The organism is Candidatus Pantoea soli (assembly GCF_007833795.1).
GTDB lineage: Bacteria > Pseudomonadota > Gammaproteobacteria > Enterobacterales > Enterobacteriaceae > Pantoea > Pantoea soli.
Genome location: NZ_CP032703.1, coordinates 432,308 through 459,298 on the forward strand (window position 1 = coordinate 432,308; position 26,991 = coordinate 459,298).

At 56.6% G+C, this 26,991-nt stretch carries 29 protein-coding genes and 1 pseudogene; 17 read left to right on the forward strand and 13 right to left on the reverse strand.

Annotation, left to right across the window (positions count from 1 at the left end):
• Positions 1 to 32 precede the first annotated feature (32 nt).
• Complete coding sequence (locus D8B20_RS19385) at positions 33 to 218, forward strand: tautomerase family protein (protein ID WP_145891371.1); 186 nt, start codon at positions 33 to 35, stop codon at positions 216 to 218.
• 163 nt (positions 219 to 381) lie between these two features.
• On the opposite strand, the gene D8B20_RS19390 is transcribed toward D8B20_RS19385, so the two are convergent.
• A complete protein-coding gene (locus D8B20_RS19390) occupies positions 382 to 579 on the reverse strand; it encodes a hypothetical protein (RefSeq protein WP_145891373.1) in 198 nt (65 codons plus the stop codon).
• 295 nt (positions 580 to 874) lie between these two features.
• On the opposite strand from D8B20_RS19390, the gene D8B20_RS19395 reads away from it, so the two are divergent.
• A complete protein-coding gene (locus D8B20_RS19395; protein ID WP_145891375.1) occupies positions 875 to 1,204 on the forward strand; it encodes a DHCW motif cupin fold protein in 330 nt (109 codons plus the stop codon).
• Positions 1,205 to 1,303: 99 nt separating this feature from the next.
• On the opposite strand, the gene D8B20_RS19400 is transcribed toward D8B20_RS19395, so the two are convergent.
• Together D8B20_RS19400 and D8B20_RS19405 are read right to left on the reverse strand one after the other, a co-directional pair.
• A complete protein-coding gene (locus D8B20_RS19400; RefSeq protein ID WP_145891377.1) occupies positions 1,304 to 1,525 on the reverse strand; it encodes a hypothetical protein in 222 nt (73 codons plus the stop codon).
• A gap of 126 nt (positions 1,526 to 1,651) precedes the next feature.
• Positions 1,652 to 2,065 (reverse strand): hypothetical protein, encoded by a 414-nt coding sequence (locus D8B20_RS19405; protein ID WP_145891379.1) that lies wholly within the window; start codon positions 2,063 to 2,065, stop codon positions 1,652 to 1,654.
• 4 nt (positions 2,066 to 2,069) lie between these two features.
• On the opposite strand from D8B20_RS19405, the gene aroD reads away from it, so the two are divergent.
• The 3 genes from aroD (at position 2,070) to D8B20_RS19425 (ending at position 4,471) form a co-directional block, all read left to right on the forward strand.
• Positions 2,070 to 2,768, forward strand: a complete 699-nt coding sequence (gene aroD, locus D8B20_RS19410) for a type I 3-dehydroquinate dehydratase (protein ID WP_145891381.1) — start codon at positions 2,070 to 2,072, stop codon at positions 2,766 to 2,768.
• 398 nt (positions 2,769 to 3,166) lie between these two features.
• A complete protein-coding gene (locus tag D8B20_RS19415) occupies positions 3,167 to 3,388 on the forward strand; it encodes a hypothetical protein (RefSeq protein WP_145891645.1) in 222 nt (73 codons plus the stop codon).
• 534 nt (positions 3,389 to 3,922) lie between these two features.
• Positions 3,923 to 4,471 (forward strand): GNAT family N-acetyltransferase, encoded by a 549-nt coding sequence (locus tag D8B20_RS19425; RefSeq protein WP_145891383.1) that lies wholly within the window; start codon positions 3,923 to 3,925, stop codon positions 4,469 to 4,471.
• A gap of 44 nt (positions 4,472 to 4,515) precedes the next feature.
• Here the strand turns inward: D8B20_RS19425 and D8B20_RS19430 are convergent, their stop codons facing one another.
• From D8B20_RS19430 to D8B20_RS19440, 3 genes are all read right to left on the reverse strand, one after another.
• Positions 4,516 to 5,409: a dihydrodipicolinate synthase family protein gene (locus D8B20_RS19430; RefSeq protein ID WP_145891385.1), complete on the reverse strand. Its 894-nt coding sequence runs from the start codon at positions 5,407 to 5,409 to the stop codon at positions 4,516 to 4,518.
• Between the two features lie 239 nt (positions 5,410 to 5,648).
• Positions 5,649 to 6,539 carry a GNAT family N-acetyltransferase gene (locus D8B20_RS19435; RefSeq protein ID WP_145891387.1) on the reverse strand — a complete coding sequence of 297 codons (891 nt, stop codon included), beginning with the start codon at positions 6,537 to 6,539 and terminating at the stop codon, positions 5,649 to 5,651.
• Positions 6,540 to 6,619: 80 nt separating this feature from the next.
• Complete coding sequence (locus tag D8B20_RS19440) at positions 6,620 to 7,150, reverse strand: GNAT family N-acetyltransferase (protein ID WP_145891649.1); 531 nt, start codon at positions 7,148 to 7,150, stop codon at positions 6,620 to 6,622.
• Positions 7,151 to 8,304: 1,154 nt separating this feature from the next.
• Between D8B20_RS19440 and D8B20_RS19445 the strand changes: the two genes are divergently transcribed.
• The 3 genes and pseudogenes from D8B20_RS19445 (at position 8,305) to D8B20_RS19455 (ending at position 11,641) form a co-directional block, all read left to right on the forward strand.
• Positions 8,305 to 8,772 carry a helix-turn-helix domain-containing protein gene (locus D8B20_RS19445; RefSeq protein ID WP_145891389.1) on the forward strand — a complete coding sequence of 156 codons (468 nt, stop codon included), beginning with the start codon at positions 8,305 to 8,307 and terminating at the stop codon, positions 8,770 to 8,772.
• 135 nt (positions 8,773 to 8,907) lie between these two features.
• A pseudogene (locus D8B20_RS19450) lies at positions 8,908 to 9,412 on the forward strand (GNAT family N-acetyltransferase).
• Between the two features lie 312 nt (positions 9,413 to 9,724).
• On the forward strand, positions 9,725 to 11,641 hold the full coding sequence (locus tag D8B20_RS19455; protein WP_145891391.1) for a methyl-accepting chemotaxis protein: 1,917 nt from the start codon (positions 9,725 to 9,727) through the stop codon (positions 11,639 to 11,641).
• Between the two features lie 132 nt (positions 11,642 to 11,773).
• Here the strand turns inward: D8B20_RS19455 and D8B20_RS19460 are convergent, their stop codons facing one another.
• A complete protein-coding gene (locus D8B20_RS19460) occupies positions 11,774 to 12,589 on the reverse strand; it encodes a Brp/Blh family beta-carotene 15,15'-dioxygenase (RefSeq protein WP_145891392.1) in 816 nt (271 codons plus the stop codon).
• Complete coding sequence (locus tag D8B20_RS19465) at positions 12,586 to 13,299, reverse strand: bacteriorhodopsin (protein ID WP_145891394.1); 714 nt, start codon at positions 13,297 to 13,299, stop codon at positions 12,586 to 12,588. Before D8B20_RS19465 ends, D8B20_RS19460 begins: the two co-directional genes overlap by 4 nt.
• 1,415 nt (positions 13,300 to 14,714) lie before the next feature.
• Here D8B20_RS19465 and D8B20_RS19470 point away from each other — a divergent pair.
• The 6 genes from D8B20_RS19470 (at position 14,715) to pdxH (ending at position 19,227) form a co-directional block, all read left to right on the forward strand.
• Entirely contained in the window at positions 14,715 to 15,287 is a 573-nt protein-coding gene (locus D8B20_RS19470) for a DsrE family protein (RefSeq protein ID WP_186454447.1), read from the forward strand.
• 331 nt (positions 15,288 to 15,618) lie between these two features.
• Entirely contained in the window at positions 15,619 to 16,311 is a 693-nt protein-coding gene (locus tag D8B20_RS19475) for a VIT1/CCC1 transporter family protein (RefSeq protein WP_145891398.1), read from the forward strand.
• A gap of 42 nt (positions 16,312 to 16,353) precedes the next feature.
• A complete protein-coding gene (gene fetA / locus D8B20_RS19480) occupies positions 16,354 to 17,022 on the forward strand; it encodes an iron efflux ABC transporter ATP-binding subunit FetA (RefSeq protein ID WP_145891400.1) in 669 nt (222 codons plus the stop codon).
• Positions 17,009 to 17,761 (forward strand): iron efflux ABC transporter permease subunit FetB, encoded by a 753-nt coding sequence (gene fetB / locus D8B20_RS19485; protein WP_145891402.1) that lies wholly within the window; start codon positions 17,009 to 17,011, stop codon positions 17,759 to 17,761. The genes fetA and fetB overlap by 14 nt, the downstream gene beginning before the upstream one ends.
• A 219-nt stretch (positions 17,762 to 17,980) precedes the next feature.
• Complete coding sequence (locus D8B20_RS19490) at positions 17,981 to 18,523, forward strand: GNAT family N-acetyltransferase (RefSeq protein ID WP_145891404.1); 543 nt, start codon at positions 17,981 to 17,983, stop codon at positions 18,521 to 18,523.
• Positions 18,524 to 18,639: 116 nt separating this feature from the next.
• Positions 18,640 to 19,227, forward strand: a complete 588-nt coding sequence (gene pdxH, locus D8B20_RS19495; protein WP_145891406.1) for a pyridoxamine 5'-phosphate oxidase — start codon at positions 18,640 to 18,642, stop codon at positions 19,225 to 19,227.
• A 52-nt stretch (positions 19,228 to 19,279) separates the two neighbouring features.
• Here the strand turns inward: pdxH and D8B20_RS19500 are convergent, their stop codons facing one another.
• Positions 19,280 to 20,824 carry a methyl-accepting chemotaxis protein gene (locus D8B20_RS19500; RefSeq protein ID WP_145891408.1) on the reverse strand — a complete coding sequence of 515 codons (1,545 nt, stop codon included), beginning with the start codon at positions 20,822 to 20,824 and terminating at the stop codon, positions 19,280 to 19,282.
• A gap of 1,101 nt (positions 20,825 to 21,925) precedes the next feature.
• On the opposite strand from D8B20_RS19500, the gene D8B20_RS19505 reads away from it, so the two are divergent.
• The gene (locus tag D8B20_RS19505) at positions 21,926 to 22,201 is read left to right on the forward strand and encodes a hypothetical protein (protein WP_145891410.1); all 276 of its coding nucleotides are present in this window, start codon (positions 21,926 to 21,928) and stop codon (positions 22,199 to 22,201) included.
• Positions 22,202 to 22,254: 53 nt separating this feature from the next.
• Here the strand turns inward: D8B20_RS19505 and D8B20_RS19510 are convergent, their stop codons facing one another.
• Both D8B20_RS19510 and D8B20_RS19515 read right to left on the reverse strand, forming a co-directional pair.
• On the reverse strand, positions 22,255 to 22,593 hold the full coding sequence (locus tag D8B20_RS19510) for a cupin domain-containing protein (RefSeq protein WP_145891412.1): 339 nt from the start codon (positions 22,591 to 22,593) through the stop codon (positions 22,255 to 22,257).
• 125 nt (positions 22,594 to 22,718) lie between these two features.
• The gene (locus D8B20_RS19515; protein WP_261388110.1) at positions 22,719 to 23,591 is read right to left on the reverse strand and encodes an AraC family transcriptional regulator; all 873 of its coding nucleotides are present in this window, start codon (positions 23,589 to 23,591) and stop codon (positions 22,719 to 22,721) included.
• A gap of 155 nt (positions 23,592 to 23,746) precedes the next feature.
• Between D8B20_RS19515 and D8B20_RS19520 the strand changes: the two genes are divergently transcribed.
• Positions 23,747 to 24,511 (forward strand): SDR family oxidoreductase, encoded by a 765-nt coding sequence (locus D8B20_RS19520; protein ID WP_315901173.1) that lies wholly within the window; start codon positions 23,747 to 23,749, stop codon positions 24,509 to 24,511.
• A 64-nt stretch (positions 24,512 to 24,575) separates the two neighbouring features.
• Here D8B20_RS19520 and D8B20_RS19525 read toward each other — a convergent pair whose 3' ends face one another.
• Positions 24,576 to 25,208 carry a LysE family translocator gene (locus D8B20_RS19525; RefSeq protein ID WP_145891414.1) on the reverse strand — a complete coding sequence of 211 codons (633 nt, stop codon included), beginning with the start codon at positions 25,206 to 25,208 and terminating at the stop codon, positions 24,576 to 24,578.
• A gap of 257 nt (positions 25,209 to 25,465) precedes the next feature.
• On the opposite strand from D8B20_RS19525, the gene D8B20_RS19530 reads away from it, so the two are divergent.
• Positions 25,466 to 25,702, forward strand: a complete 237-nt coding sequence (locus D8B20_RS19530) for a DUF1330 domain-containing protein (protein ID WP_145891416.1) — start codon at positions 25,466 to 25,468, stop codon at positions 25,700 to 25,702.
• Positions 25,703 to 25,748: 46 nt separating this feature from the next.
• Here the strand turns inward: D8B20_RS19530 and D8B20_RS19535 are convergent, their stop codons facing one another.
• Positions 25,749 to 26,975: a sensor domain-containing diguanylate cyclase gene (locus D8B20_RS19535; RefSeq protein WP_145891418.1), complete on the reverse strand. Its 1,227-nt coding sequence runs from the start codon at positions 26,973 to 26,975 to the stop codon at positions 25,749 to 25,751.
• Positions 26,976 to 26,991 lie beyond the last annotated feature (16 nt).

Genomic DNA, 26,991 nt, shown 5'->3' on the forward strand with positions numbered 1-26,991 from the left:
AATACTCATCCAGACCATCAGGGAAACACGCTATGCCGGAAATCGTTGTCTATGCTGCCGAAGGGCGCTCACCTGAGCAGAAAAAGAAATTGCTGAAGGGCCTGACGCAGGCGGTGGTTGATGCATTTGACGTCGAGCCAGAGGTCGTCACGGTATCCATTATCGAAACGCCAAAGCATCTCAAAGCCAAAGGCGGGGTGCCGTTTGACGAACGCTAAATAGCAGGATGCTGTCGCGGCCTCAGAGCGGGCCGTGACAGGCCAATTAAACGGGTAGCGGCCGCCAGGATGCTGCAGTCCGCGCGGTAAACGGTCGAACGGCTATCTCCGGTGCATAACCTCAGCAGCAGCCCTCCTGCTGCTGCTGCCTGGGACACGAGGATTAATTCTCTGTGGGTTGCCCCGGTGTGAGCTTTGCCACTGCCAGTAAAAATGCCGGCTGACTGGCTGTGCTATCAGCCAGCTCATGCAGTTTTTTCAGCAGCGCATCACGGTTAACGTCTTCTCCTGACTGGAACAGCGCAACCGCCGCTTTGCCAATGAGAATATTGCTGTGGTGGTCTGTGTCAGATGATTCCATAAACAACCTGAGTCGGAACGACGCGGAATCTCGCCAGTAAAGCCGCTGTGCAAAAGCGCGCGGAGGTCAGGCCTGCAGCCTGCACAGGCACTGCGGATGACGCTACACCTTTATGCGTGCCAGGTACAGCATGGCGTGCGTTATTATCGCCAGGTCTGCCGTAAGCCGCTTAATCACAGGCTGCTAAAGGCAGGGCCCTCCAAATCATGCATGATGTGATATACACAACCGTATCACACGCCTGTTTTACAGGCCGGCTTTGACATTATCCGTTCAGGTCAGGAGAGAAATAATCATGAAAATGGCGAATATCCCTTTTGGTATAACCGACTGGGAAAAGATTGAAACGGTCACGTGGCCCGGGGAAAAAGGGCAGGCTATCTGGCGCACAGCACAGTTTGACGATATTCGCGTGCGCATAGTGGAATATTCACCGGGCTATATCGCCGATCACTGGTGTGTCAAAGGGCATATTCTTTTTTGCCTGGAAGGCGAACTGCGCACTGAACTGGATGACGGACGCACGTTTACGTTAACGCCCGGCATGAGTTATCAGGTGGCGGATGAGGCTGAAGCGCATCGTTCTTCCACCCTGTCAGGTGCCAGACTGTTTATTGTTGACTGATCTGCACCGAACCTGATCTTTCAGCATCGGTATCGGTTCCGGGGAGACAGATAGCGCTACCGTTCGCCTTCTCGCATCGAAACCGGCATCACGCTTGTTTCACACAATATTGGCATTGCGCAACCAGCTGGAAAAAGCATGGCGCGCACGACGCATCTGGAAACGCGTCAGGCAGAAGGCAAACAGCGGCGATTTAATCCACACCTTGCGTTCTTCAGCGGCCACCTGACGATAGGTCTCGCACGGGACACAGCTATCGTGAAACCAGAAATATTCATCCCTGCTGAGCTGAGCCCGGCAGTGTCGGCAGATTATGCGCATTCATCTCTCCCTGCGGAATGGCCGACACGTCAACGCTCTGACTCTCCGGCAACGACCGCATCATCCCACTCTCTCACTGTAATTATGCTGATGCCCGTAAACAGGAATGCGTGCCGCAGCGCTTTGTCACTTAACGTTACGTGATAAATCAACCTGACAACAATGAGAAGAATTCTCAATTTTTCTTTTGCCGGTCAGCAAAAAGAGTGTGGTCGGTCCAGTTAATTCAACAGTTTCCACGCGGTAATCACGTCGATGCAGCCTTGTTCCACGCGGCCTGATGCGGAAAACACCCGGCGATTTTGTCAGGTTGCACCGGGCCGTTATTTGCCCTGTGATGAAATCCGCACCAGGATTTAATTTTCTGAATGTGAATAAATAATCCGGGAGAAGTATGAATTTTAAAGCATCAGGTGCATTAATCATGCTGATGGCATCCGCCGCGCTGGCAGCCGAAGCGCCGGATAAAGCGCGCAGCACACCGCGTGTCACGCCGCTGACGGTAGGGAATCTTACGCTGCAATAGGGTAAGCCAGCCATTATTGTGTCCCTGACCGGGGCCAGTGAAGAGGATATGCTGCGCCAGGCCAGCGAGGCTGCGAAGCGTGACAGCGTACAGATGGCCGAGCTGCGGGCAGATAAACTGGCCTTCGTGACGGATGCGGAGCGCGTTGCCCGGCTCGGACACGCTGTACGTACGCGGCTACAGGGTAAACCGCTGCTGCTGACATTTCGTTCAAAGGCCGAGGGCGGGGACAAAACGCTGGATGCGCACACCTATTCGGCTCTTTATCGGCAATGGCTGGATGCGGGTTTCGCCGATCTCATCGACATCGAAATGCAGGCTGGCGAAGCGGTTGTCCGCCCGTTGATTGCCTGTGCTCACCAGCGCAACACGCGCGTTATCCTCTCTTATCATGATTTTGCTACCACCCCTTCCCTCGCCGACATCCTCTCCCGGCTGCAGCAGCAGGACGCACAGGGCGCGGACATCCTGAAAATCGCCCTGATGCCGCATAGCCCGGCCGATGTAACCCGGCTGCTGGATGCCAGCTGGCAGATGCGTCAGCAGACGGACAAACCTATGCTGATTATGGCGATGGGCGATACAGGGAAAATAACGCGTATGTCGGGCGAATTGTTTGGCAGCAACCTGACCTTCGCCAGTCTGGGCGAGGCGTCTGCTCCCGGCCAGATTGCCAGTGACGAACTGGCGCAGTTTCTGGAAGCATTGCGCCAGTAAGCGCCGTTAATCCACCACGCAGACAGATCCGGCGGTGAAGCGGCCTCTCTTGCCGGTTAAAGCGTAATAAAAGCACCCGCGAGAAAACGCGCCTGCCGGCTATGGGCGCCCGGTTCATCGCCATGCAGACATTGTCGGCGTTTCCATCAGGCTCAGGCGTTGCGGGGTAACCCTTACAGAAATAATGGACGCGCATAAACCCGGATAAAACGGCCCTGCACGCTATGGATAAGAAACGGCATAATGCCGGATACCGCTTTAACGGAATGAATCTGACGGAAAGAAAGGTAACCACCGGTAACAAACATCCAGGTTTATGTTCTTTTGCCAGCGCAATGCCAAAGCCTGACTATGCTGAAGGCGTCTGTGGGACAATTATCAACTCGGGGAGTTATTTTATGAAGACGTTATCAGTGGCGGTTATTTCAGCAGGTTTGCTGCTGGCGATCAGTGCTCAGGCAGAAGCGAAAGGCTGCCTGAAAGGTGCTGCAGCAGGCGGCGTGGCAGGCCATCTTGCGCACCATGGCGTTGCAGGTGCAGCAGCAGGCTGCGCAGTGGGTCACCATATGGCCAGTAAGAAAGAGAAAGAAGCGCAAAAAAATCAGCAGGGTCAGCAGTAAGTTTTGCTGATACCGGTTAACGGTGCAGCGCTGCTGCGCCGTTAATAATAAAATTATTTCAGCCGCCCTATCTCCCTGCTGACCTGATTACACGCTATCGGGTAAAAGTGATAGCAACCGCTTCCGGCCCCCTGCGTCGTCCTGTTGTGGGTCAATACGCGCATATTCCGGCGTTTATTTGTGGTTCTGTTTGCCCTGCCAATCCGCTCTGGCTGAATAACCAGACGATTCTACCCGTTACCAACCCTCCGGCCCTGATGATTTATCGCCAGACCAACGCTGTGCTAACCCGCTACCCCTTATCCATCTGAATAAGCGCTTTCACAAAATTGCGCTGCGGTCAGGCTGGTTTAATGCAGGGAAAAATCGTTAAGATGAGAGCAACCGTATTGCTTACGGCTACGGATAATAAGCGCGAATAATCACCTTCTTTGTCACTTATATTGAAAAGGCTGTTTTCCAGGGAAATGCCATGCGCTGATCGGCGGATCAGTGAACATCTTCATGGATTTTTATGTATGCAGGAGTAAACGTATGCAGATACCGGTACTGGAAACAAAACGCCTGATATTAAAACCGCTGGTCGCAGAAGATGCACCGCAAATTCAGCAATACTATCCACGCTGGGATATTGTGCGGTATATGGTGGCCTCCGTTCCCTGGCCCTATCCCGAAGATGGCGCGTCACAGTACGTTAATAACGTCGCGCTGCCGGAGATGGAAAAAGGCCTTTCCTGGTTCTGGACGCTGCGCCTGCGTGACCAACCGGAAAATCTGATTGGGGTGATCTGCCTCAGCGAAGAAGAAGATAATAACCGGGGATTCTGGCTGAGACCGGAATACCAGCGTCAGGGCCTGATGCGTGAGGCCAGTATCGTGGTGACCGACTACTGGTTCAACACGCTCAACCGCACTGTGTTACGCGCGCCGAAAGCGGCCGCAAACAGCCGCTCCCGGGCCATTTCCGCCAGCAGCGGTATGCGCCTGATCAAAACCGAGAAAAAACAGTACATCAGCGGAGTGATGGATTCCGAAACCTGGGAAATCACCCGCGACGAGTGGAATGCCCGCCATCGGCTCTGACAGGCACCCTGCAGGGCGCGCAGCCTGCTGCAGGGTGTAACACGTTACTGCAGCCCGAGGTGGCGAATCACCGTGGCGACTTCTTCGGTATCCCTGGCGCTGAGCGGGCGGAGCGGACGAGGCAGGCAGTCCGCTGCTGTTAACCCCAGCACGCCAGCCGCTGCCGCCATAACGCGAATACTGCCGCCGTGCTTACTGAACAGCGCCCAGAGCGGGTTCAGCTGTTCAGACAGTTGCCGCACCCGCGCAGTATCATTCTGCTGAGCAGCATCGGTTATCGCTTTCGCCGCCTGCGGAAACAGCCCGCCGCAGACGGAATACCACACGTCACAGCCTGCATTCAGTCCGACGCCGGCACTGGCATCACCGCTGATACCCAGCGTCATGGTGGCTGGCAGCAGCGCTTTCAGCTGCCGGATTCGCGCCTGCACTTCGGCGGGTGAAGACGACAGACCCGGCATTTTGACTGAGCGGATAAACGGTAACGAGGCGATACGTGCATATAACGCGTCGGAGAACGTGAAGCCTGTGGTGCGCGGATTATCATAAAGACAGACAGGCACCGAGACATGCTGTGACAGGGTGCTGAACAGCTCAAACACTTCTTCCTCATAAAGCGGCTGATAAGACACGGGCGGCAGCAGCAAGGCCTGTGCGCCTGCGGCCTGCGCATCTTCAGCCAGACGCAGCACTTTATCGGTGCTGACCGCCCCCACGCAGACCATGATCGGGATCTCCCCCGCATGTGCTTTTGCCACCTCCGCAATATGCCTGCGTTGCTTTCGGGTGAAATAGGCATAGCAGCCGGTGGAACCCAGCACGCCAATGGAGTCGGCCCCGGCTGCGGTGATGCGCGCCAGAAGGCGGATGAAACCGCGTTCATCAAAACCCGCTGCGGAAACAGGCGTCAGTGGAAAGGCGCTCAGACCGGTAAACATCGCTTACTCCTGAATAACAGATTAACGGGAAGGACGCCGCGCACGCTGTCAGAGCCGGCCGCGGTCGGGATGAATGCCTGATCAAGCCATACCCATCCGCAACCGGCAAGGTACAGACAGGCGTTTTATTTTGCATACAGAGGTTATGCGCACTGTCCTTCAACGCTTCTCGTCACGAGCTGAAGCAGAGGATGCCAGGATGCGAAAAAACTGCGCTGCCGCACCTTTCATGATGCCGGTTACACCGGCAGAAACTGATAGGTAAGCAGGCGAACCCTTCCCGCTTTTTCCGCCGTTCTGATGGAGGGGATATTCTCCGGCAGGATAGTGCCAGCCAGTAATACCGGCTGCCGCGATCGCTGCAGAAAGTCATGATAAAGCAGGCGCTGTGCCTGAGAAGCAAGTGAACGTCCCTGAAAAGCGGGCGCAATGACTTCTTCGCGGATGCAATAGCCGTTTAAAAAAGCGAGCGTGCTTTTTTCACAGAGAATAAATCCTGCCCTCTCCCGTTCAGCCAGTACGATATAGACATTGCCCGCAGCGATATGCTGTTCCAGCTCGCTCTCAGAAGTCGCCTTTAACCTATCGGCTAAGCCGGAAAGCGTCCGGGCAGGGTGATAAGCCTGTGCCATGGTATGACAACACCATGCATATTCAGTCTGAAAAGCCGGACGGATAGTGACTGAGCTTGTCTCCGGCAATGGCATCAGGTCGGAACCGGCTGCGCCGTAAATATACTGATCAACCTTGCCGGGTAATAACCTATTTTCCGGCGTTAAGACACGAACAGACTGCGGTTTCATCTCTGCCCATTCCTGGCTGATGATGCCTGCGATTTCCCGATCGGGTTCAGCATCAAACGCCACCAGATCAATAAAAGGATAACGAATATCCCCGCCGCGATAACGCGGCCCGGTCAGAAAGTGTTTTCCATTAATGATGAGATGACGCTGCAAAAAATAGTTCTGCGGCAGCCCCAGCTCCCGCCATGGGAAGTGAGCGGAGAACGCTGGATCGGCGCATCTGCTGCGCTGCTGCACGACCCAGACTTCCAGCGCAGATCGCAGGTACGCTTTGGGCAGCGGCAGCGTCTCATAATACGTCAGTAAACCGGCTGTCAGCGTATCCATGGTCTGTCACCCTGTCATCTTGTTGTCTGCTGCAAACAGAAGCCCGCGGAACCTTTAGTAGCGCAGACCCTGCGTTTCCTTCAGCGGCTGGTCAGCCAGTCATGGCGGGTAATGCGGAACATCAGGCTCGGCGCGAAACCGGGTAAGTCGTCGACTTTCTTCAGAAAGGTCAGGCCAGCTTTCTCCAGCACGCGGCGTGAAGCAACATGATTTTCGCGCACCACGCCAACAATCTCATCCAGCCCAATGTCATCAAAACCAAAGCGGATGGCGCGCCGGGAAAGTTCGGTGGCATAGCCTTTTCCCCATGCGGCAGGGTCAAACCGATAGCCAAGGTTATTTGTCAGCTGCCCGTCAAAATGGCTGGCAAAAATACCGCCGAAACCAATCACCGTATCCGGGTTCTCCTTTTCATATATTGTCCAGTCACCAAAGCCGTGAATATCATAACTTTGCTGCGCGCGCGTCAGTGCATCCCGTGCATAGCCGATATCCGGATAGGGCCCGCGCGGATTAAACTGATGAGTCACAGGGTTGCCAAATATGCGAAAAAGATCCTGTACATCTTCCGCGGTTTTATAGCGATAAAGTAACCGTTCTGATTCCCACATCGGGTAAGCAGGTTGCGTCATGGCGATCGTTATCCCGGCATTATATGTGCTGACAATATAGTTAAAGCACAGCGCGAACACATCTTTTTCGCTCGCCGGTTCTGCCTGAACAGCCATGCTGTCGCAACCTGTGGCCTGACCAGGGACGTTTCTGTACAGGTAACCCGCCGCAGCCGCAGGCATCAGCGCCGCAAGCGTTCGGCAACAGCGTCGGCTGACAGATAAACTCTCCATGTTGCAGAGGCAAGTGCTGGCGTGGCTGATGCAGAAAGCCCCTGCAGCCGAAAACCGACCTGGGCAATACAACGACTTTTCCAGCACTTTTTCAGAACTCAGCGCATCGTGAAGCGCTGATGTTATGCGATGCAAGAAAATAAATTGAAAAGCCTGTCAAGTTGGTCCCTGCCCTGACGATAATATAAATGTGCCTCTCCAGGGGAACAATAAAACAAAATGATATTCCTGCCCTTTACGGCTCCTTTGACCGGGAGCCTTTTTTTGCGTTTAACCGGCCTGCATAAAGTCAGCCCGTTCTGATGCAGCGCAATGGCTTTGTGCTGCTTGTGGCTTGAGAAAATAATAATCAGGTTCGGTTTTCTTTTTATCCAGGCTTACTCTTTACCGGCTGATTTATACTCCCCTGATGATCACCCAGGTTATTTCCTGTTCTGCCCGCATTTTTCTTAACCTTCCCTCAACCCGCTGTTGAAATCCACCTTGTGAAGAAACCGCTTTGTGTTTTATCTGGCATAAAACTCTCCTGACAGATAATCACGGCCGTCATGATAAGGCTTACTCATACAAACTTCAGTCACACCGGTTATAAATATAACGCTGATATTTTATTGATTTATAAAAACGGCGTTGATTGCTTTTTTTAAAAACCCGCACAGAGGGGCATCTGCCCCTCTGAACCCTTTTCAGCGCCCTGCCGGCCGGCAAAACCGTTTTTCCCTGTTGAACACAAAATAGTGATTGATCCGCCAGGCCAGAGCAGATGATATAGGGCGTGCGTGCTGTTCGCCGGTGCGCGTCCGCTGGCCTGTCGCCGGGCTGTCAGGCCGGTGTCGCAGAGTTGTCGGGTCAGGATCGTGGTGGTGACGCGGGCAGACAGGCAAACTTTGCCGTGACCCTCAACCTTGCGGAGACGATAAATGAGCACAACCAACACCTTTCGGGCGCTGCGTCTTGCACGCGCCTGGTCACAGGAACAACTGGCAGAAATGGCCGGGCTGAGCACGCGCACGATCCAGCGAATCGAGAATGGCGAGCGGCCGGGGCGGGAAACATTAAGTGCGCTGGCTGCGGTGTTTGAAGTGAGCGTGGCTGAGCTCACTGGTTCCGCCGTGGCGGAAGAGCACGCGCTGGATCAGAACATTACCGCAGCCAGAGAGAGAATAGCGGCGGAGAGCCGTTTTTACCGCGCCGCGCTCGCTGCCGCCGTGGTCTGCACGCTGCTGTATCTGTTGAACCATTTTACTTCCCCGACCAGTCACTGGTCGCTTTGGGTTGCGGCAATCTGGTTCGCCCTGATTGCGCTGCGCGGGATGCGGATCTTTCTGTTCAGCGGGCTGATTCACACATGGCAGCAAAAACGGCTGCAGCGTTTGCTGCGCAGATAAATACCAGACGGCGAAAACGGCCACACTAATATGCAAACAAGGCAGTGACCCGTTGTAACACGGCAGATAGCGCACATTTCCATGCCCGAATCAGCGTGCAGTTGTGCCACTGCCTGAACACCATCCGGAGACCCCATGCAAATCAGACGTGCCCTGCCTGCCGAAGCCGAAGCCTGCTGGCACATCCGCAACCAGGCTATACGCCATGGCTGCCGGGAAAGCTATGACGCAGCCGTGATTGCGGCCTGGACACCGGATACCATGCCGCAGAGTTACCGGAACGTCATTCGCGCGCAGCCTTTTTTTGTTGCCGTGGACACGGATGATCAACCGGTGGCGACGGGTTTCCTCGACGTGACTTCCGGTGGCGACGGGTTTCCTCGACGTGACTTCCGGCAGCGTCGAGGCAATCTTTACCCTGCCCGCCTTTACAGGCCAGGGATTGGCCAGCCGGATTATTGACGCCATTAAAAGCGAAGCGCGTGCGCGAGGTTTCCTGCAATTAACCCTCTTTGCCACGCCGAATGCGCGGAACTTTTATCAGAAGCAGGGGTTTCATCTGGTGCGGGAATGTTTTTATCCCTCCGCACTAGCGCACGCTGATTTACGCTGCTTTGAAATGATCATAACGCTTCGCTAATTGGCCAGACGCGGCAATCGATATTTTTATAAACCCCCTGTTTATAATGCAGTTACCCCTAATTGTAATATTTATTCTGACGCTGCCTTTAACTGGTTAAATGGTTATATAACTGACCATTCCTGAATAAATAGTCACGCCGGGCATCATAACACCCGTTAAAATAAAAGTTGATCCGCATCAATTAAATATGAGATTGGCGTAATAAACCGTCAGGAGACCGTAAATATACGCCGCAGCACGCCGATACCAGAAGATGCCCGGAGCACACATGCTGATGACTCTGGCCATCCAACCATACAGGGTATCTTCATGAATATGATTAAAAAGCCATTTAACCTGAAAATAGGCGGAAAGTTAGCGCTGGGCTTTTCACTGGTCATTATCTCCTCTTTAATTATCGCCACGCTTGCGCTGCGCTGTTTTTTAAATATTCAGGACAGTTCCGCCAAGCGTGACATCACCGTTGAAATGATGGATACCCTCGCGAAAGCGCGGCTCAATCGCACGCTGTTCCAGTACACGCGTGATAAAAAATTCATCACCATCAACGGTGAAGCGATGAATAAGCTGGCACAGCTGAAACAGCGCCTGGACACATACCAGTGGAATGAAGAGGGCCAGCAAAAGCTGACGATGCTGGGGGATTTGCTCAGCCAGTACAATCAGAAACGTCAGGCCTTTATTGAAAACACCGATAAATCCATTGCTGCGCTGAGCAATCTGAATCTGAAAGCGGTCACTGATGTCGCCGAACAGCTGGCGACACCCGCGTCTTCGGTTCCCGCGGACAGCGTGGTTCCGCTCATCTCCCTTAGCCAGAAAATGGGCCAGATGGTTGCCGCCAGCCAGGCCTTTCTGAAAACCCCGGCAGATGACGCGCTGAATAGCGTAAGTCGCCGGCAGAGTGAAGTGAATGCGCTGATTACGCAGCTGAAAAGCAGCCCGGATGCAGTGGTGAGTGCGCTGGCTAACACCGTTCAGGACAAGACCACGCGGCTTTCGTCGCAGTTAAGTGACTATCAGCAGTTAGCCCGTAATGAAAAGCAGGCTTCCGATGCGATGACGCAGGCTGCGGAAAAACTAAACAGTTCAATGACTGAATTAACTTTCTTCCAGACCCGGACAGCAGAAAGGTATATTGATACCGCGCTGTGGCAGATTGGGATCACCACCATCGCCTGTATTGTGCTCAGCCTGCTGGTGGCGTGGCGCATGACGCGCAACATCACTGTGCCGCTGAAAGAAACGCTGTTCTCCGCGCAACGCATTGCAGAAGGTGATTTGACCACGGATATCACCAGCACCCGCACCGATGAGCTGGGACAGCTGATGGCCGCAGTGGGCGCCATGAACCTGAGCTTACGCACAATTATTACGCGGGTGCGTGATGGCGTGAACAGCGTGGCGCGCGCCTCTTCTGAGATCGCCGCCGGTAATACCGATCTCTCTTCCCGTACCGAACAGCAATCGGCGGCAGTAGTGGAAACGGCAGCCAGCATGGAAGAACTGACCTCAACGGTGAAACAGAACGCTGAAAACGCGCATCATGCCAGCCAGCTGGCAACAGAAGCCTCGCACAACGCCAGCCGTGGTGGCGAGATTATTCACGATGTGATCAACACCATGGGTGGCATCAGCCAGAGCGCCGGTAAAATTGGTGAAATTATCACGGTGATCAACGGGATTGCCTTCCAGACCAATATCCTGGCGCTCAACGCAGCGGTAGAAGCCGCGCGCGCGGGCGAACAGGGCCGGGGTTTTGCGGTGGTGGCGGGCGAAGTGCGCAACCTGGCGCAGCGCAGCTCGCTGGCGGCAAAAGAGATCGAAGCGTTAATCCGCGAATCACTGATGCGGGTGAATGACGGCACCACGCTGGTTAACCGCGCCGGTGACACCATGGGCGATATTGTTAAATCCGTTTCGCAGGTCAGGGATATCATGGGTGAAATCGCGGCGGCCTCTGACGAGCAAAACCGCGGTATTACGCAAATTGCTCAGGCCATGACCGAGATGGATACCACCACCCAGCAAAATGCGGCGCTGGTTGAGGAGTCTTCGGCGGCCGCCAGCAGTCTGGAAGATCAGGCGCTGGAGCTGGAAAAAACCGTCTCCGTATTCCGCGTTCCCGCTTCAGGACGGCTGGCACCGGTCGCACAGGTGCAGAAAAGCGTCAAACCGGCCCCGGCGGTAATGGCGACAGCCAGTGCCAACTGGGAAACGTTCTAACTTTACGCATTCATCACAGGGACAGACGCAGCCAGAAAGGCGCCTGCTCCCTGCTTTCTGCCGCTATGGGCTCTCCGCCACTCCACTGCCTTACCCTTCCCTTTAACACCCGTCAACGCGCTGAAGCTCTCCTCAGTGGTCTGTCGCTTCCGCCTCAAACCAGGGCGTAATCAGCAGATGGGGAATGGCGAGGGCGGCGAGCGCGGCAAACAGCGAGCGGATACCCCGTGTATCGCCCGGCTGCATCATGCAGACCGTGATGGCTGCCAGCGCTAACGCGCTCAGCAGCACCGGCCAGGTGGCGCGCAGATAAGCTATATAGCCGGTACAGCCCAGTTGTTCGCGCCGCTGTGCTGTCTGCGGCAGGGCGTGCAGGATCAGGAAACCCATAGAAAAACCGACAAAAGGCGGCAGCAGCAGTAAGGCGAGCGTACCGGCGATAAGGCGCCAGTTGCGCTGCGTCACGCCGACGATCAACAACGCCGCTGCGGTGACACCGCCCGCCAGCGCCATGGCGGTGGTCAGGGCATCCAGGGCGGCGGCGTCCAGTCCGGCGCTGTGCAGAATTGTGCGCCAGCCAGCAGCGTGCAGAGTGGCCGGTGTGGCAATCAGACTGATGCCGCGGGCAAGACGTTCAGGCAGCGATCCGTCCGGGGCATCCTCAAGAGCAAAATGCAGCGCGGAGGCCAGCAGAAAACCGGGTAACGCCAGCGCCGGGCTGATGTGCCACCAGATAAGGCACAGCACCATCGCTACGCCATATCCGATCAAAAACAGCGGCTGTCTTTCCGGGCGCACGATGGCCAGATCGCTGGCACCATGCGCCATGCCGATCACACCAATGGCAATAACCGCAAACAGTAACTGACAGACAGGCGGACTGAAAGAGGCAGCCAGCGCTGCCCCCCATAATATGCCCCATCCGGCGCATTGCTGTGGCAGGGTCATACCCGGTCAGCGCTGTGTCGTTGCGAATGGCGCAGGGCTTTTTCCAGGTTAGCCGCCGCGTAAAAGGCGTAAAACACCTTGGCGATGACATCCAGAATTAAAAATGCCCAGACAGATGTGGCGTCAGTGATGATTTTTATCCCTTCCGGCCCCACCAGAAATACCACCGGATAGATAAACCAGACCACGGTTAACAGCGCGACATTTTTGTTGTAGCAGGCTGCCATCACGCTGCCTTTGGCAGCGGCGATAGCCCGCAGCGGCCCCCACAGCAAATAAACCACGCCCAGGAACGCCGCGCAGGACCACAAATACCACACCCATTTTGCAAACGGGGCTTCCGCCAGCGATGAGATCAGGCCGGTGACGATCATCATGACATCCAGCACGATAATGGCGGTTAAAAACCCACCCATTTCGCCAGGTTTGCCCTGCTCGTGGAATGCCAGCATCACCAGCCCTGCCAGCAAAATTGGTGTGGTAATTGACCAGTCCGCATAGCGCGCCAGGTAAACCGGGGTGCCACTGTCCAGCAGCACATTACCGAAGCCCAGCGCCATGGCCAGATACGCGGTGGCCGCAATAAACGGCACCGAGGCGTGCATCAGCGTATGATGGCGGGAAGGAAAGGTTTTACCTCCGGTGGCATAAATTGCCAGCGAGGCAATGGCCATAATCGAAAAGCCGATTGTAAAGGCGGTCTGGTCCATGCGAAATGCTCCTGTGCAGTCAGGCTGTAAATAATCCTGCGCGATGAATGATAAAAAAGGCGGTTATATTCCATTTAAAGAATATGCCTGAAGTATATGTCCTGTTCCGCACTCTGCAAATTAACCCTGGGCAGGTGGACTTCTGATGAAAAATAACGCAACAAAAACCGCTTTAACTGCGCCGTAATTAACCGGAAAAAGCAGCGGTTATGTAATAGAGTGTGTAAAGATATGTAGGTTGCAGGCAAAAATCTTATCCCACCGCCGTAAAAATGCGGAAATTAATCAATAAAATCATACAGATAAAAAGCAGCCACACCCGGTTAGCATAACTGGAACGAAAACCGTAAAATCCCGGTAAATTTATTTTTTATCCCGACCACCGTGTGTTTTTATGCTAAAGCGAGACGGATGCGGGTGGGCGTTATCGTGCTGCAGGTTCAGCGTAACGCATTATGCCCTTTCCGGCGCGAAAGATTATTTTCCGGCGGCTTATTCCCGCTAAAGCGGATGGCGGAAAAATAAGGCTTTCGCCGGCCAGCCAGCGGAACAGGCGATTGCGCCGTTTTCCGCGTTGCTGAATGTTCGCCGGCAGGGATGCAGGCAGGCATAAAAGCACGCCGGGCGTCACAGGCGTGTCTGATCCGCCACTGTTCAGCGGAAAGGCCAGTAAAAGAGAGCGGCCCGCGATAAGTTCGTTATCAGGAAGTGAAATACCGTGTTTTTTACCAGGCGCATTTCTGATGTCGGCAATAAACGTTTAATGACCGCCGTAATAATCACGCGCTGTATTCGCCGTGACTTTGTGACAGACCTCACACACCAGATGATTTCTGAAAATAATCTGCGGCGCAGAAAAATATTAAGGTTCAATTAATCTTAGCGGGGGATACTCCTTTCTATCCTGACGCAGAAGTTTAAACCAAAGGGGGCAAAAAAATCTTTTTATCGAAGCAACAGGGCTCCTGTAAGGCGGAGGGTGTTATTAACCCGTATAACAATCGTCGGCAACCTTTTTTATACACACAGCTATCCGTTACGTAAATAATAGTCAGCAGGCCGCCTTTACCGGCATGCTGATATAAAGATGAAAGTGGGTGCGCCCTCACCAGGGGAACACCAGTGAAATCTATCACGCGCACGTTAAATAAAGACCCGACTGAAAAGGGTCAATACGGTAACGCTACACACAGCAACATTATTATTTGCCGGCGTCATTAGCCGGCATCACAATAACAACACATTTGACGCGCCGCTTAACCGACATGTCACTATTCAGCGTAATCTGGCTAAACCAGACTGCCCCTGTCAGGTTGCGTATAATTCTTAAAAAAGCGCCCGGAGCCTTACCACCGGGCGCTTTTTCTTTATTCTGTGGCGCTGAACGGTCTGCCCGTCCCCCTACAGGAGTTTTCATGTTCGCACGCGCTGCCTCTGTCCTGCTCATGGCTATATCCACCCTGCCGGCATTCACCCTCGCGCCGGTCACCGCAGTTGCACAGCCGGTGCCGCCGCCGATTATTGCCGGTTATGGCGACGTAAACCGCCCGGTGAGCGGCGCGTTCGCACCCGATAAAAATCAGCACTACAAGCTGGTATTCCGCGTCAGCCAGGCGGCAGCCACACCTGGCACGGTGAATCCGGGCCTGAACGAGGTTGCCCGCGTCATCAACCTGTATGGCAGTGCTGGCGTGCCTGCCGATCGGCTGGACGCGGTCGTCGCCGTCAACGGCGGGGCAACGCCCGCAATGCTGGATGAACCTCATTACCGCAAGCTGTTTGGCACTGCCAACCCCAACCTGTCACTGATTCAGGCGCTGAGCGCGGCCGGGGTAAAAGTCACGCTGTGCAGCCAGGCACTGGCCTGGCACCACTATAGTCCCGCGTGGGTTGCCGCTCCGGTCATCCGTACCCCTTCTGCCCTGACCACGCTGGCCACCTTGCAAAACCAGGGTTATGCCTTACTGGACACCCAGGGCGCGCGCTGATGTGTAATCACCGGCTGGCAGTACTGCCCTGCCAGCCGGACGGAAGGGTCAATGACGCTTCAGGCTTTCGACCGGGCGTTACTCAATGGCTATCACCACTCCAGCAGACATGTGCACACTGTCCGGCAGACAATAAAAAGGCAGTATGACCTTTTTACGCTGTCGCCAGGCGTGCAGCGCTAAGGTTGCTTTCATCTCTGGTCTGACGCTTTTTCAGCGATTCGTGGAATCCCTTTTCAGATGCGCGTTGCCCCAGGGCTATACTGCAGCAGGCAGACTCATTTTTTGCCAGAAACGGTCAATCAACAGGACGTTAACGAGGCGGGCCATTATGCTACCGGGTGAATCTCATAAAATTGCACGCTCCAGCGCACTGCGTGCCGCCGTACTGGGTGCCAATGACGGCATTGTTTCTACCGCCAGCATACTCACAGGCGTAGCGGCAGCCAGCTCCGATCACCATAACGTGTTACTGGCCGGTATTGCCGGTGTCGTCGCCGGTGCCATGTCGATGGCAACCGGTGAATACGTTTCGGTCTCCTCCCAGTCCGATACCGAGCGTGCGGCGCTGAATGAAGAGCAAATCGAAATCGATGAAAATTTTTCCGCAGAGGTACATGAACTGGCCGCCATCTACGTGCATCGCGGACTGGCCCCTGACCTCGCCCGCCAGGTAGCGCATGCGCTGATGCAGCATGATGCGCTGGGTGCGCATGCGCGTGACGAGCTGGGCATTACGGAGTTCAGCACGGCACGGCCGCTTCAGGCTGCCCTGTTCTCCGCTGGCAGTTTCATGGCGGGCGCGATCGTTCCCCTGCTGGCCGCGCTGGCGGTTCCCGGCTCCGGCGGCATTACCTATATCGTCATCACCGCGCTTCTCTCGCTGGCCCTACTGGGTGCGCTGGCAGCCCGGGCAGGCGGTGCCCCGGTTTTGCGCAGCGTTATCCGGGTGAGCTTCTGGAGCAGTATGGCGATGGCCGCCTCAGGGCTGACCGGCAGTCTGTTCGGGCAGATAGCCGGCTAGCCGGCGCCTGTCGTAGCTTTCATCATCATTGAGGAACATGAGTTGGAGAACGCGTTTCCCCTGCTTGATGCGCAGGATGTCACTTTTTCACACCAGGGCCGGCGGCTGCTGCAGCCCGTTTCCCTGCAGCTGAACCGGGGAGACTGGCTGGTGCTGAACGGCCCTTCCGGCAGCGGTAAAAGCACGCTGCTGAAAATCCTGGCTTCCCTGCTTACGCCCGGCACCGGACAGGTTCGCTTTAACGGTCGCGATATCACAACGCTCAGACCGGAAACTTACCGGCAGCAGGTCTCCTACTGTTTTCAGGCTCCGCAGCTGTTTGGCGCAACGGTGTATGAGAATCTGGCGTTTCCCTGGCAGTTGCGCCAGCAGACGCCCCCGCGTGACCGGCTTATCGCGGCGCTGGCTAGCGTCAATCTCGCGGCGGAGATGCTGGATAAACCGGTTCAGCAACTCTCCGGCGGCGAAAAACAGCGTATCGGACTGCTGCGCAACCTGCAGTTTACGCCCGATGTGTTACTGCTGGACGAGGTGACCAGTGCGCTGGATGAGGAGAACAAACAGGGGGTGCAGGCGCTGATTTACCCGCTGGTGGCAGAGAAAAAGATCGCAGTGGTTTGGGTCAGTCACGAGGCTGGCGACGCACCACACGCCACCGGCCACCTCCAGCTTGGCGCCGCGGATCGGGAGAATCATCGTGAATCAGCATAATATCTCCGACAGTTCGCTACTGCTGTCGCTGTTGCTGGTGGGCATTGCGCTGCTCATCAGTCAGAAAGAGAAACTGGGCCTGAGCAAAGATATTCTGTGGAGCGTAAGCCGCGCCGTGGTGCAGCTGACCGCCGTCGGCTTTGTGCTGAAAACCCTGTTTGCGGTGAACAACAGCGTGCTGACGGTCTGCATGGTGCTGTTTATCTGTGTGAATGCCGCCCTTCACGCCGGCAAACGCAGCCGGGAACGCGCGTTTGCTATCTCGTTTATCGCCATTGTCAGCGGGACGGTGATGACGCTGGCGATCTTAGTGCTGAGCGGCGCCATTGCTTTTGTGCCGATGCAGGTGATCCCACTGGCCGGCATGATTGCCAGTAATGCTATGGTGGCAGTGGGACTCAGTTACAGCAATCTGCAGCAGCGGTTTACCGATCGTCGTCAGCAGATTCTGGAGATGCTCAGCCTGGGCGCGACGGTAAAACAGGCTTCTGCCTCCATTACCGGTGACAGCATCCGCGCGGCGATGCTGCCCACGATTGATGCGGCTAAAACGGTCGGTCTGGTGAGTTTACCGGGCATGATGTCGGGGCTGATTTTTGCCGGCATCGATCCCCTGAAGGCGATCAAATATCAAATCATGGTGACCTTTATGCTGATCGGCACGGCCAGCCTCTCGACGATTATTGCCGTCTATCTCGCCTGCCGCCGTTTTTATACCGCCCGGGCGCAGCTCAAATAGGCGCAGGCCCCGCTTACACCGCTTTTGCCAGGCAGGCCGTTTACTCCCGGTCGCGACAGGGGCCATAGTGGCGGATGCACGTGTAGCCGTTTTTTTCGCAGATCTGCCGCGCCCGCTGATTGGCCTTGCGGGTCGCCAGCCAGCGTTCACGATAACCCTGCTGCGTTGCCGCCTGCTTCAGATAAGCCCGCAGCGCAGCCATGTGCAAAAAGAGGAACGATGATTTTTACCACCACACCGCGACTTCATATCCGCGCCTTCAAACACGATGACGCTCCGGCGCTGCTGGATTATCTTGCGTCGCCGGCTGCGCCCTGCTTTCAGGATGAAAAGCTGCGCTCGCTGGCGGAGGCAGAACGTGACGTCGCAAAGCGGGCCGCCGACGCCTCGCAGTTTGCCGTCTGTCTGCAGCAAAGCGATCGGCTGATCGGCCATCTGTTTGCGGAAAACCGTGACGAACACGATCGCAACACCTGGTCTGTGGGCTGGCACTTTAATCCGCGTTACGGCGGTCAGGGCTATGCCACTGAAGCGGTTGCCGCGCTGTTTGCTTTTCTCTTTACGGAAAAAGCGGCGCGTCGCCTCTACGCCTGGGTGGAAGACTACAATGTGGCCTCGCAAAAGCTGTGTCACCGGCTGGGCATGCGCCAGGAGGGCTGTTTCCGCGAGTTTGTTTCGTTTACCTCCGCCGATGGCGAGGAACGCTATGACAACACGCTGGTGTTTGCGCTACTGAAAAAAGAGTGGGAGGCCGTTGCGTAACAACGCAGCAGCGCGGCAGGATTCTGCGCAGCCATTACACTGATATCAGGCCGCTTCGCCGCTGTAACGTCTTACCGGCGAGTCCGCATCTTTTCTACTTTGCGCAGGAACAATGCATGTCTGACGATCCAATAGCAAAATTTCATCAGTGGTGGGAAGCCGTGATCCGCGATGTACAGCCGAAGCATCGCGGCGCGATGTGCCTCTCAACGGTAGCTGACAACGGAATGCCCAGCGCCCGCTTTGTCGCCCTGAAAACGGCCGATGCCCGCGGATTCCTCTTCTGTACCTGGTTTAACTCACGTAAAGGCCAGGAGCTGGCCCGTCATCCCCATGCCGCGCTCACCTTCTGGTGGGAGGAAAAAGGCTGGCAGGTGCGGGTTGAAGGCGTCATCGCGCCGGTGAGCGCGCAGGAATCCGACGCGGCGTGGCACGATCGTTCGCGGGATGCACAGCTCACCACCGTCTGTTTCCAGCAAAGCCAGCCGCTGGCCACCGAGGCCGAGCTGGAAGTGCGGTTGCAGCAGGCGCGGCAGCAATACGAAGGTCAGCCAGTGCCCCGCCCGGCGCAGTGGGGCGGATTACGTGTGGTGCCGCAGTCGCTGGAGTTTCTCACTTTCCGCGACAATCGCCTGCATCTGCGCGAATACTTCAGTCGCGCCACACCGCAGTCAGACTGGGAGAAACGCCTGCTGCAGCCGTGACCTGTCAGGCCGCGGCGCGCCATGTTGACTATGCGCCACGGCCTGACGGCGGCTAAACCTGAAATTGTTCAACCATACCCTGCAACGCGCGCGCCTGCTCAGAGAGGGATTGTGATGCGGAAGAGGACTCTTCCACCAGCGCCGCATTGTTTTGCGTCACGCCATCCATCTGGCTGACTGCCACGCTGATCTGGGAAATTCCCTGCATCTGCTCATTAGAAGCCAGAGAAATCGTGTCCATGGCTTCCGCCAGTTCACTGACCATACCGACAATGCGCAGAATGCTCTGCCCGGTGCCAGAGGCAACCGCGACTCCGCTCTCTACCTGCGCCACCGCCTGCTCAATCAGCGATTTAATGTCCCGCGCGGCGGTCGCGCTGCGCTGCGCCAGCGTTCTGACTTCGCCGGCCACCACCGCAAACCCCCGTCCATCCTCGCCGGCACGTGCGGCTTCCACCGCCGCGTTCAGCGCCAGAATGTTGGTCTGAAAGGCAATGCTTTCAATCACCGCGGTGATGTCCCGTACCCGGCTGGCGCTGCGGGAGATTTCATGCATGGTGTCCGACATCTGTTTCATGTCTGCTTCACCGGCCTGCGCCAGCTGCGCGGTTTCACGCGCGGTTGACGCGGTGTGACGGGCGCTGGTCGTGTTGCTTTTCACCGTTGCCGTCAGCTGTTCCATGCTGGCGGCGGTCTCCTGAAGTGCTGCGGCTTGTTGCTCGGTGCGGGAAGAGAGTTCCGTATTACCCTGCGAAATTTCGTCAGCGGCCATTGCCACAGACGCGGAAGAATCTTTGATCTGTGACACCAGACCGCGCAGGTTTGCCTGCATGGCATCCAGGGATGCCAGCAGACTGCGGGTATCATTCGGCCGCAGCGTGACAGCTGATGTCAGATCGCCCGCCGCAATGGTTGCCGCCAGCGCCTGCGCCTGCGCGGGTTCGCCGCCCAGCTGACGCATCAGTACCCGGATGATGATCAGACAGGTCGCTGCACCGATCAGCACCGAGGCCAGCCCCAGCGCCATCAGTATCAGGCTGGCGTTATCTGTCCGACGGCTGTTTAACTCCACCGCCGTGCGGGTGTTTTGCATTTCCGCCTCGGTCATCACCTCAAGCCCTTTCAGCAACGCAGTCTGTGCCGGTCGCGCGACCGTCATCAGAAAGGTGGTGGCTTCTGCGGCGCGGTTCTGCAACCCCAGCTGTCCGGCCTGCTCCAGTGCGGCGAGTGCCGCCTGCTCTGCCGCCATAACCTGCTGCATCCCTTCCCGCCCCTGGGCGGAGGCGTCACTTTTCATCATCTCTTCCAGCGCCTGACGGCTCGATAAATAGAGCGCCTTCTGTTTCTGCAGGCGTTCCCATTCCGGTTGCATGTCTTTCATCTCCGTCAGCAACACCATGTTGCGCGCGGCGATAGCCATATCCCGAATGCTGCCACGCATATTCAGCGCCAGCTGGTACTGCTTCATTTTCACGTTTACGGCGTTGTCCATTCCCTCCCGCGCCTGGTTCAGCGCATTCAGCCCGGTGCCGATGCACACCACGAACAGTAAAATTAATAAACCAAAGCCGCTAAAAAGGCGGGTTGATATTTTCATCTGACGCATCCCATATGCAAATTATGAATAAAGACACTATCGGTCGCGCAGACCGGCACATGAGAGGAAAAGGAAAATATTTTTTACCTATCCCGCTATGTAAAATTCAGCGGGTGGGCTGCGGGAAAACCTGCGATAACGCAGCCGCTAAGTCTGATTAAGCGGGAAAATAGTGAAAAAATAATATAAATTATTGTTTTTAATAAATTTAATAATCAATTCACAGCGCCTGAAAATCCAGGCTGTATCTGGCGATGGGTTCTGCGCGACGTTTGCAAAGCAACCTTTCGGGCCATATCGTTAAATATAAGTTAAGCAAAACTTTTTTAATTATTTGCTGAAACTAACGTCCCACAGGCTGACGTTAGACGGAGTAATGTTTTATTTCATCGCTCTGGCACAACCCTAAAAGCAACGTATTGAAAATAAAATTAATCTGGCAGGTAAACCCGCGTTAATTAACGGTGAAACAGGGTAAACTTTTTTACCTGGCACGCATCAGAAGCTGAGCCGGAACGGACAAGGGAAAAGATGTCATGCGCTGTTTCCCGGCAGGCGGGATAAGCAGAAAAAAAGCCCCTGAGGCGGGGGGCAAGTAAGCACTATCATCATAAATCCCTGGCATGATGAAAGTATTGGTGCGCGGATAATGCATGCCGTCAGGGCGATGTTTTCTTACCCTGGCAGAGGGTGTCAGGCCGCCCTGCAGCCCGTTATTGATGGGTTAACGTCTTCGCCCTGAGGCAGTAAACGTCTTTTTCCACCCTGTGTTTTCAGGCCCACCGGTGACGCCGGAAAAAACCCGCTTTTGCAAGCGGGTTGAGCGAAGAAACTGCTCCAGGGTTCTTTAGGAGCCGGCGCCAGCAAGCACCCGCTCAGGGTAATTTTGGTTTAGCCTGGCCTGACATGCAAACGAGGCGGCGCGATAAAATGGGGCTCCGGTAACGCCTTTTTAACAGGCCGTTATCCTGCTGGCCGCGCAGCCCCATGCGCTGGGTTTGGGTTGCGCCTCAGGCATCTTCTGACCTGAAAATCATCGCTTTCACCGCCTGCGTTTTGTCACTCTAGTCAAAAACACCCTCTTCCTGCGGGAGCACCCGAATGCCTGAATACCGTTTTTATACAAAAGGAAAAAAACGGGTCGTGCTGGAGAGCGCGGCAACGGACGAAGCCAGCGCATTACGCACGCAGGGATACTGGCCACAACCGGAGGTGATCGCTGCCAGCAACCGTGCTGCTGCAATGGCGCGCTTCAGCGATATCCGCCGGGAAAACCGCCTCGATCAGCATCATTTTTTAGCCGGTGCCGGCGCGATGCCATGGATAGGTGTGCTGACAGCAATTTGCGCGTTCCTGTTGCGCCGGAAACAGCGCTGAGAAATGCCTGCCGGACTGCCCGACCGTACACGGCAGGCCGCCCGATGGCATGTTCAGCGCAGATCGGCACGATCGCCGCGCGTGGTGGGCTGTGATATGACAAGAAACTCAACCGCGCTATCCGCGTCGTTTCTGGCCTGATGCCGTGCCCCTGGCGGGATTTCCAGTCCCTGCATGGCGTTGATGTGGTGCATTTCCCCTTCCATCTCCATGGTAAGTACCCCACTGAGCACATAGAAAAACTGTCTGGCAACGGCGTGAACATGCCGCTGTTCCGCTGCCCCGGCCGGCATCTTTTCATGGATAACCAGCAGGTCCTGCCGCTTCAGCAAATACCATCCGTCACACTGCTCACCCCAGCTGTAGTGCTCTGCATTGTCCTTTGAAATCATTGCTCACTGCCTTTTCGTTTCATGGTCGATGTAAGTTCGCGTCGGGTTTTTACACGCGTGGCCCGGTTCAGCTTGTTTCACGCTGCCAGGTAAAACGACCTTACCACAGCAGACGGCACACCCCCTTACTGGCGGTGCCTGCGGCTATCCCGCGCTGGCGGGTCGCCAAATAGGCGCTCGTATTCGCGGGTGAACTGCGTCAGGCTTTCATAGCCGACCGAGGCGGCGACAGCCGCCACCTTGCCCCGCATGAGCAGAAGCTGACTGCGCGCCGCGTAGAGCCGCAAATGCTTCTGATACTGCAGCGGTGTTAACCCGGTCACCGCTTTAAAACGGCGATGAAAAACCGACAGACTCATGTTTGCCATGCCAGCCAGCGCAGCCATCCGCACCGGCTGCGCGTAATGGCTTTTCAGCCAGCTTATCGGCCTTTGCACCGCCGAAAAGTGGCTGCTGACATCCGCCGCCTGACGCAGCAGCTGTCCCTGCGGACCACACAACAGGCGGTAGAGCAATTCACGCTCGGCCAGCGGTGCCAGCACAGCAATGTCGGCAGGATGATCCCGCAGACGCAACAGCCGTAACCAGGCCGCCAGCAGCATATCATCGGCTGCCAGCACCGCCATGCCTTTACTCAGCGGCGCGTCTGCTGTCGCAGGCATCGTGCAGATCAGATCGCTGAGCAGCGCAAAATCCAGCGTCAGGCGCACGGCCAGATAGGGCGCATCAGCCTCTGCCACGGTGACCCTGCCCGTCGCAGGCATATCAGTTGCGGCGATAAACAGCTCCCCGGCGCGGTAATGCACAGACTGTGTGCCGATCTGCAGCTGTTTTTCTCCCTGCAGGATCAGACTGATAAACGGCGGATACACTTCCGGCGCCAGGTCGAGCGGGCGTGTCACGCGGTATAGCATAATGCGCGGCATCAGGGCTGACAGACGTTCATCCTCATGGTGGTCCCTCACCCAGGCTTTCATTACGGCGAGCGTCTCTTTCATTGTGGGCTGTTCACTGGTTAGGCCGCAGCGGGCAGAAAAGCAGAATCAGGCAAATTTTAGACAGGATCAGGGCCGCTTGCCAGCGCGGTGCCGGTTAGGCTGTCATGACCCGCAGCATTGCGCAGGGCAGTGCCGGAGACAACCCTCAGGAGAAGATGATGAACCTTCAGAATGCGGTGATAGTGATTACCGGCGCATCGTCCGGTATCGGCGCGGCAACCGCCCGGGCGGCGGCACAGGCAGGCGCGCAGGTCGTGCTGTTAGCACGGCGTAAAGCGCGCATTGACGCGCTGGCCGCGACGCTTCCGGCTGCGCTGGCCATTGCGTGTGATGTCACCCAGACCGATCACATCCAGCAGGCCGTGCAGCAGACGCTTCGCCATTTCGGACGCATTGATGTGCTGATTAACAACGCGGGCCAGGGGTTATACGCTGGCATTGATGCGATTGCGGCAGCGGACTTTCGTGCCTTGCTGGAGCTTAATCTGATTGCGCCGCTGATGATGATGCAGGCTGTGATTCCGCCTATGCGCCAGCAGGGTGGCGGCAGCATCATCAACATCAGTTCCGGCGCCACCCTGGGGATCTATCCGGGCTCGGCCGCGTATACCAGCACCAAAGCGGCGCTGAATATGATCTCCGGCGTGGCACGCCTTGAGCTGGCGTCTGCCGGTATCTGCGTCTCGACTTTTTATCCCTTTATGACCGCGACCGAATTTTATCAGGCGGTCCAGTCCGGACAGCATCAGGCAACGCAACAGGAAACGGAGAGCGCAGCCGTGATGCATTCCCCTGAGCAGGCTGCCGCGGTGATTTTACAGCTGATTATCAGCGGCGCGGCGCAAAGCGATGGCGTGCCGGAGGCGTGGGGCGGCAGCTACCGGGAAGCGCCTGACGCTACCGGGAAAGCCGGGAAATAGCGCCTGGCCGACGGACCCGTTTCAGCCGCCGGCCAGGCCATGCCGCACATCGGCAGGCGCGCGATTATCCCTGGCGGCTGAACACCAGCTTCAGACCGGCAACCGCAAAGCAGCAGGCTAACAGCGCATCCAGGCCGCGCCGGATACGGCGATAGAATGCGCCCATGGCGGCCGTCGAGAACAGCAGCGCATAACCGCAAAACACCGTGATGCAGATTGCCGCGCAGCCGCCGATAATCAGCGGTAGCGTGGCAGCCGCCGCGTCGGGCTTGAGCGCCACAGACATAATTGCCACCCAGGTCAGGATCGCTTTCGGGTTGCCCACATGCATCAGCATCCCCTGGCGGAACAGCCGGCCAAAACTGCTTTTCGCCAGGCTCTCTTCCGGCCCGCTCACCTCTGCATTACGCAGCGCCGACTTCCCGGCTTTGAACGCCAGCCATAACAGATAGAGCCCGCCGGCGATTTTCAGCACAATCAGCAGCTGAGCGAAGGTGGCCAGTACGGTCAGCACTCCGCAGGCAGCCAGCAGGGCCCACAGCATAGAGCCGCCAATAACGCCGGCCGCCAGCGCCAGGGCCGCGCCGCGACCGTTTTTCATGGCGGTCCCCATGATCGCCATATTGCTCGGCCCCGGGCTGGCCGTGGCGACAAAATAGGTGGTGTAAATCAACAGTAATTCCTGTGTCAGCGCCATAATGTCCTCTGCGGTGGATGATCCTTACTCCCCTGTTATATCGGCCTGCGTAACACATTACCATCCTCATCCGTGCAGCAGGCCTGCAGACGCCGCGCCTTACGGCGTTACGTTCGCCGGTTGCAGGGTATGACTGGCATAGCCTGCCGCGAGGGCTGACAGCGTACAGGTTGCACAGGAAAATCATCTGATAAAGGGGTCAATACGGCGTCAGTTCACGCTTAAAGGGCTCTGATGCGTCAGCACAGAGTGCGCCGGTGGGCAATCATAACAGTCGCTCCCGGCGGCGCGGGATTAATCCCGACATCCTTGCCTGGTCCGGGCAATATGCGAATCTGGAGGGAGAATCCCATGAAAAACATGTGATTTTCGAATTTCCTTCGTTTGCTGAAGCCAGACGCTTTTACGACAGTCCGGCTTATCAGCAGGCGAGAGCGCTACGCGCCGGGGCGGCTCAGGCAACGTTTGTACTGGTGGAGGGCGCGGGACGTTGAGGAAAGACACTGTACTGCCGGCTTAGCGCAACGGCAGATCTTCCGGTCAGAAAAACTGATAGGAACCACCCCGGCGCGCTTTCGCCTGGTACATCGCTTTATCGGCCTGCTCAAACAGCACGGCGGCATCCGGCTTTGCAGAGCCGGCAAGGCTGATGCCAATCGCCGCGCCAATGCGCACTTCCATGTTATTCATTAAAAAAGGCTCACGCAGGGTTTCCAGCATCCGCCGGGCGATACCGGCGGCAGCGTCACGCGTTCCGCACTTCGCGGCCACCACAAATTCGTCGCCGCCCAGTCGCGCCACGGCATCGCCCGGACGCATGCAGCGCTGCAGCCGCTCGCTGACCTGCTGCAGCAGCACATCGCCGGTGGCGTGGCCCATTGAATCATTCACCGCTTTAAAGCCATTGAGATCGATAAACATCACCGTGGTGAGCGCCGGATGCTGCGCCAGCATCCGCTTCACCCGGTCAGTGATCCAGGCCCGGTTCGGCAGGCCGGTCAGCGTGTCGCGGGTCGCCAGCGTTTCCAGTTTGTGCAGTTTCTCTTTGTCGCGGGAAATGTCGCGCGAAACCAGCACCGCGCCGATGTTTTTGCCGCTGGAGGGATCGCTGACACCGCACGCCTTGGTGCCAAGGGCCACATAGTGCCCGTCGCGATGCAGCTTGCGCACCTCGACGACGTCCGCCAGCTCGCCACCGCTAAAAATATGCCCCAGCGCCTCGCTGGCTGGCGTCTGGTCGTCGGGATGCAGGAAATCCACCACCGGCCGGCCAATTATCTCATCGGCGGACCAGCCAATCATTTCGCAGTAGGAGGGAGAGATAGAAACATATCGCCCTTCGGTATCGCAGTGCGCGATCAAATCGGTGCTGTTTTCAATCAGCAGCCGGTACTCTGTTGCCGTACGCAGCGCCTCTTCCAGCGCTTTGCGCTGGCCGGTGATATCAATAATGAAGCCGTTATATTGCCGGTGTGACGCACCGGCATGGTCATCCGGCAGGCCGGATACAATGACGTGCCGCGTGATGCCGTCCAGACACTGAATGGGCACTTCCAGATGAAACGGGGAGACACACTCCAGCGCGGCGGTAAGCTGCAGCGCTATCCTGCCATCTTCATCCGCCTGCGCCAGCCGCAGCCAGGCGCACAGCGTCACACCTTTCAGCGCCGGCATCAGGCCAGCCGGACTCTCCTGGCTGCTGACGCAGATGCCCCGTGCGTCCGTGGACCAGACAGCGGAAAAAGTAGGGGTGATCACAGGGGTCATGGTCGGCTCCGTTGTT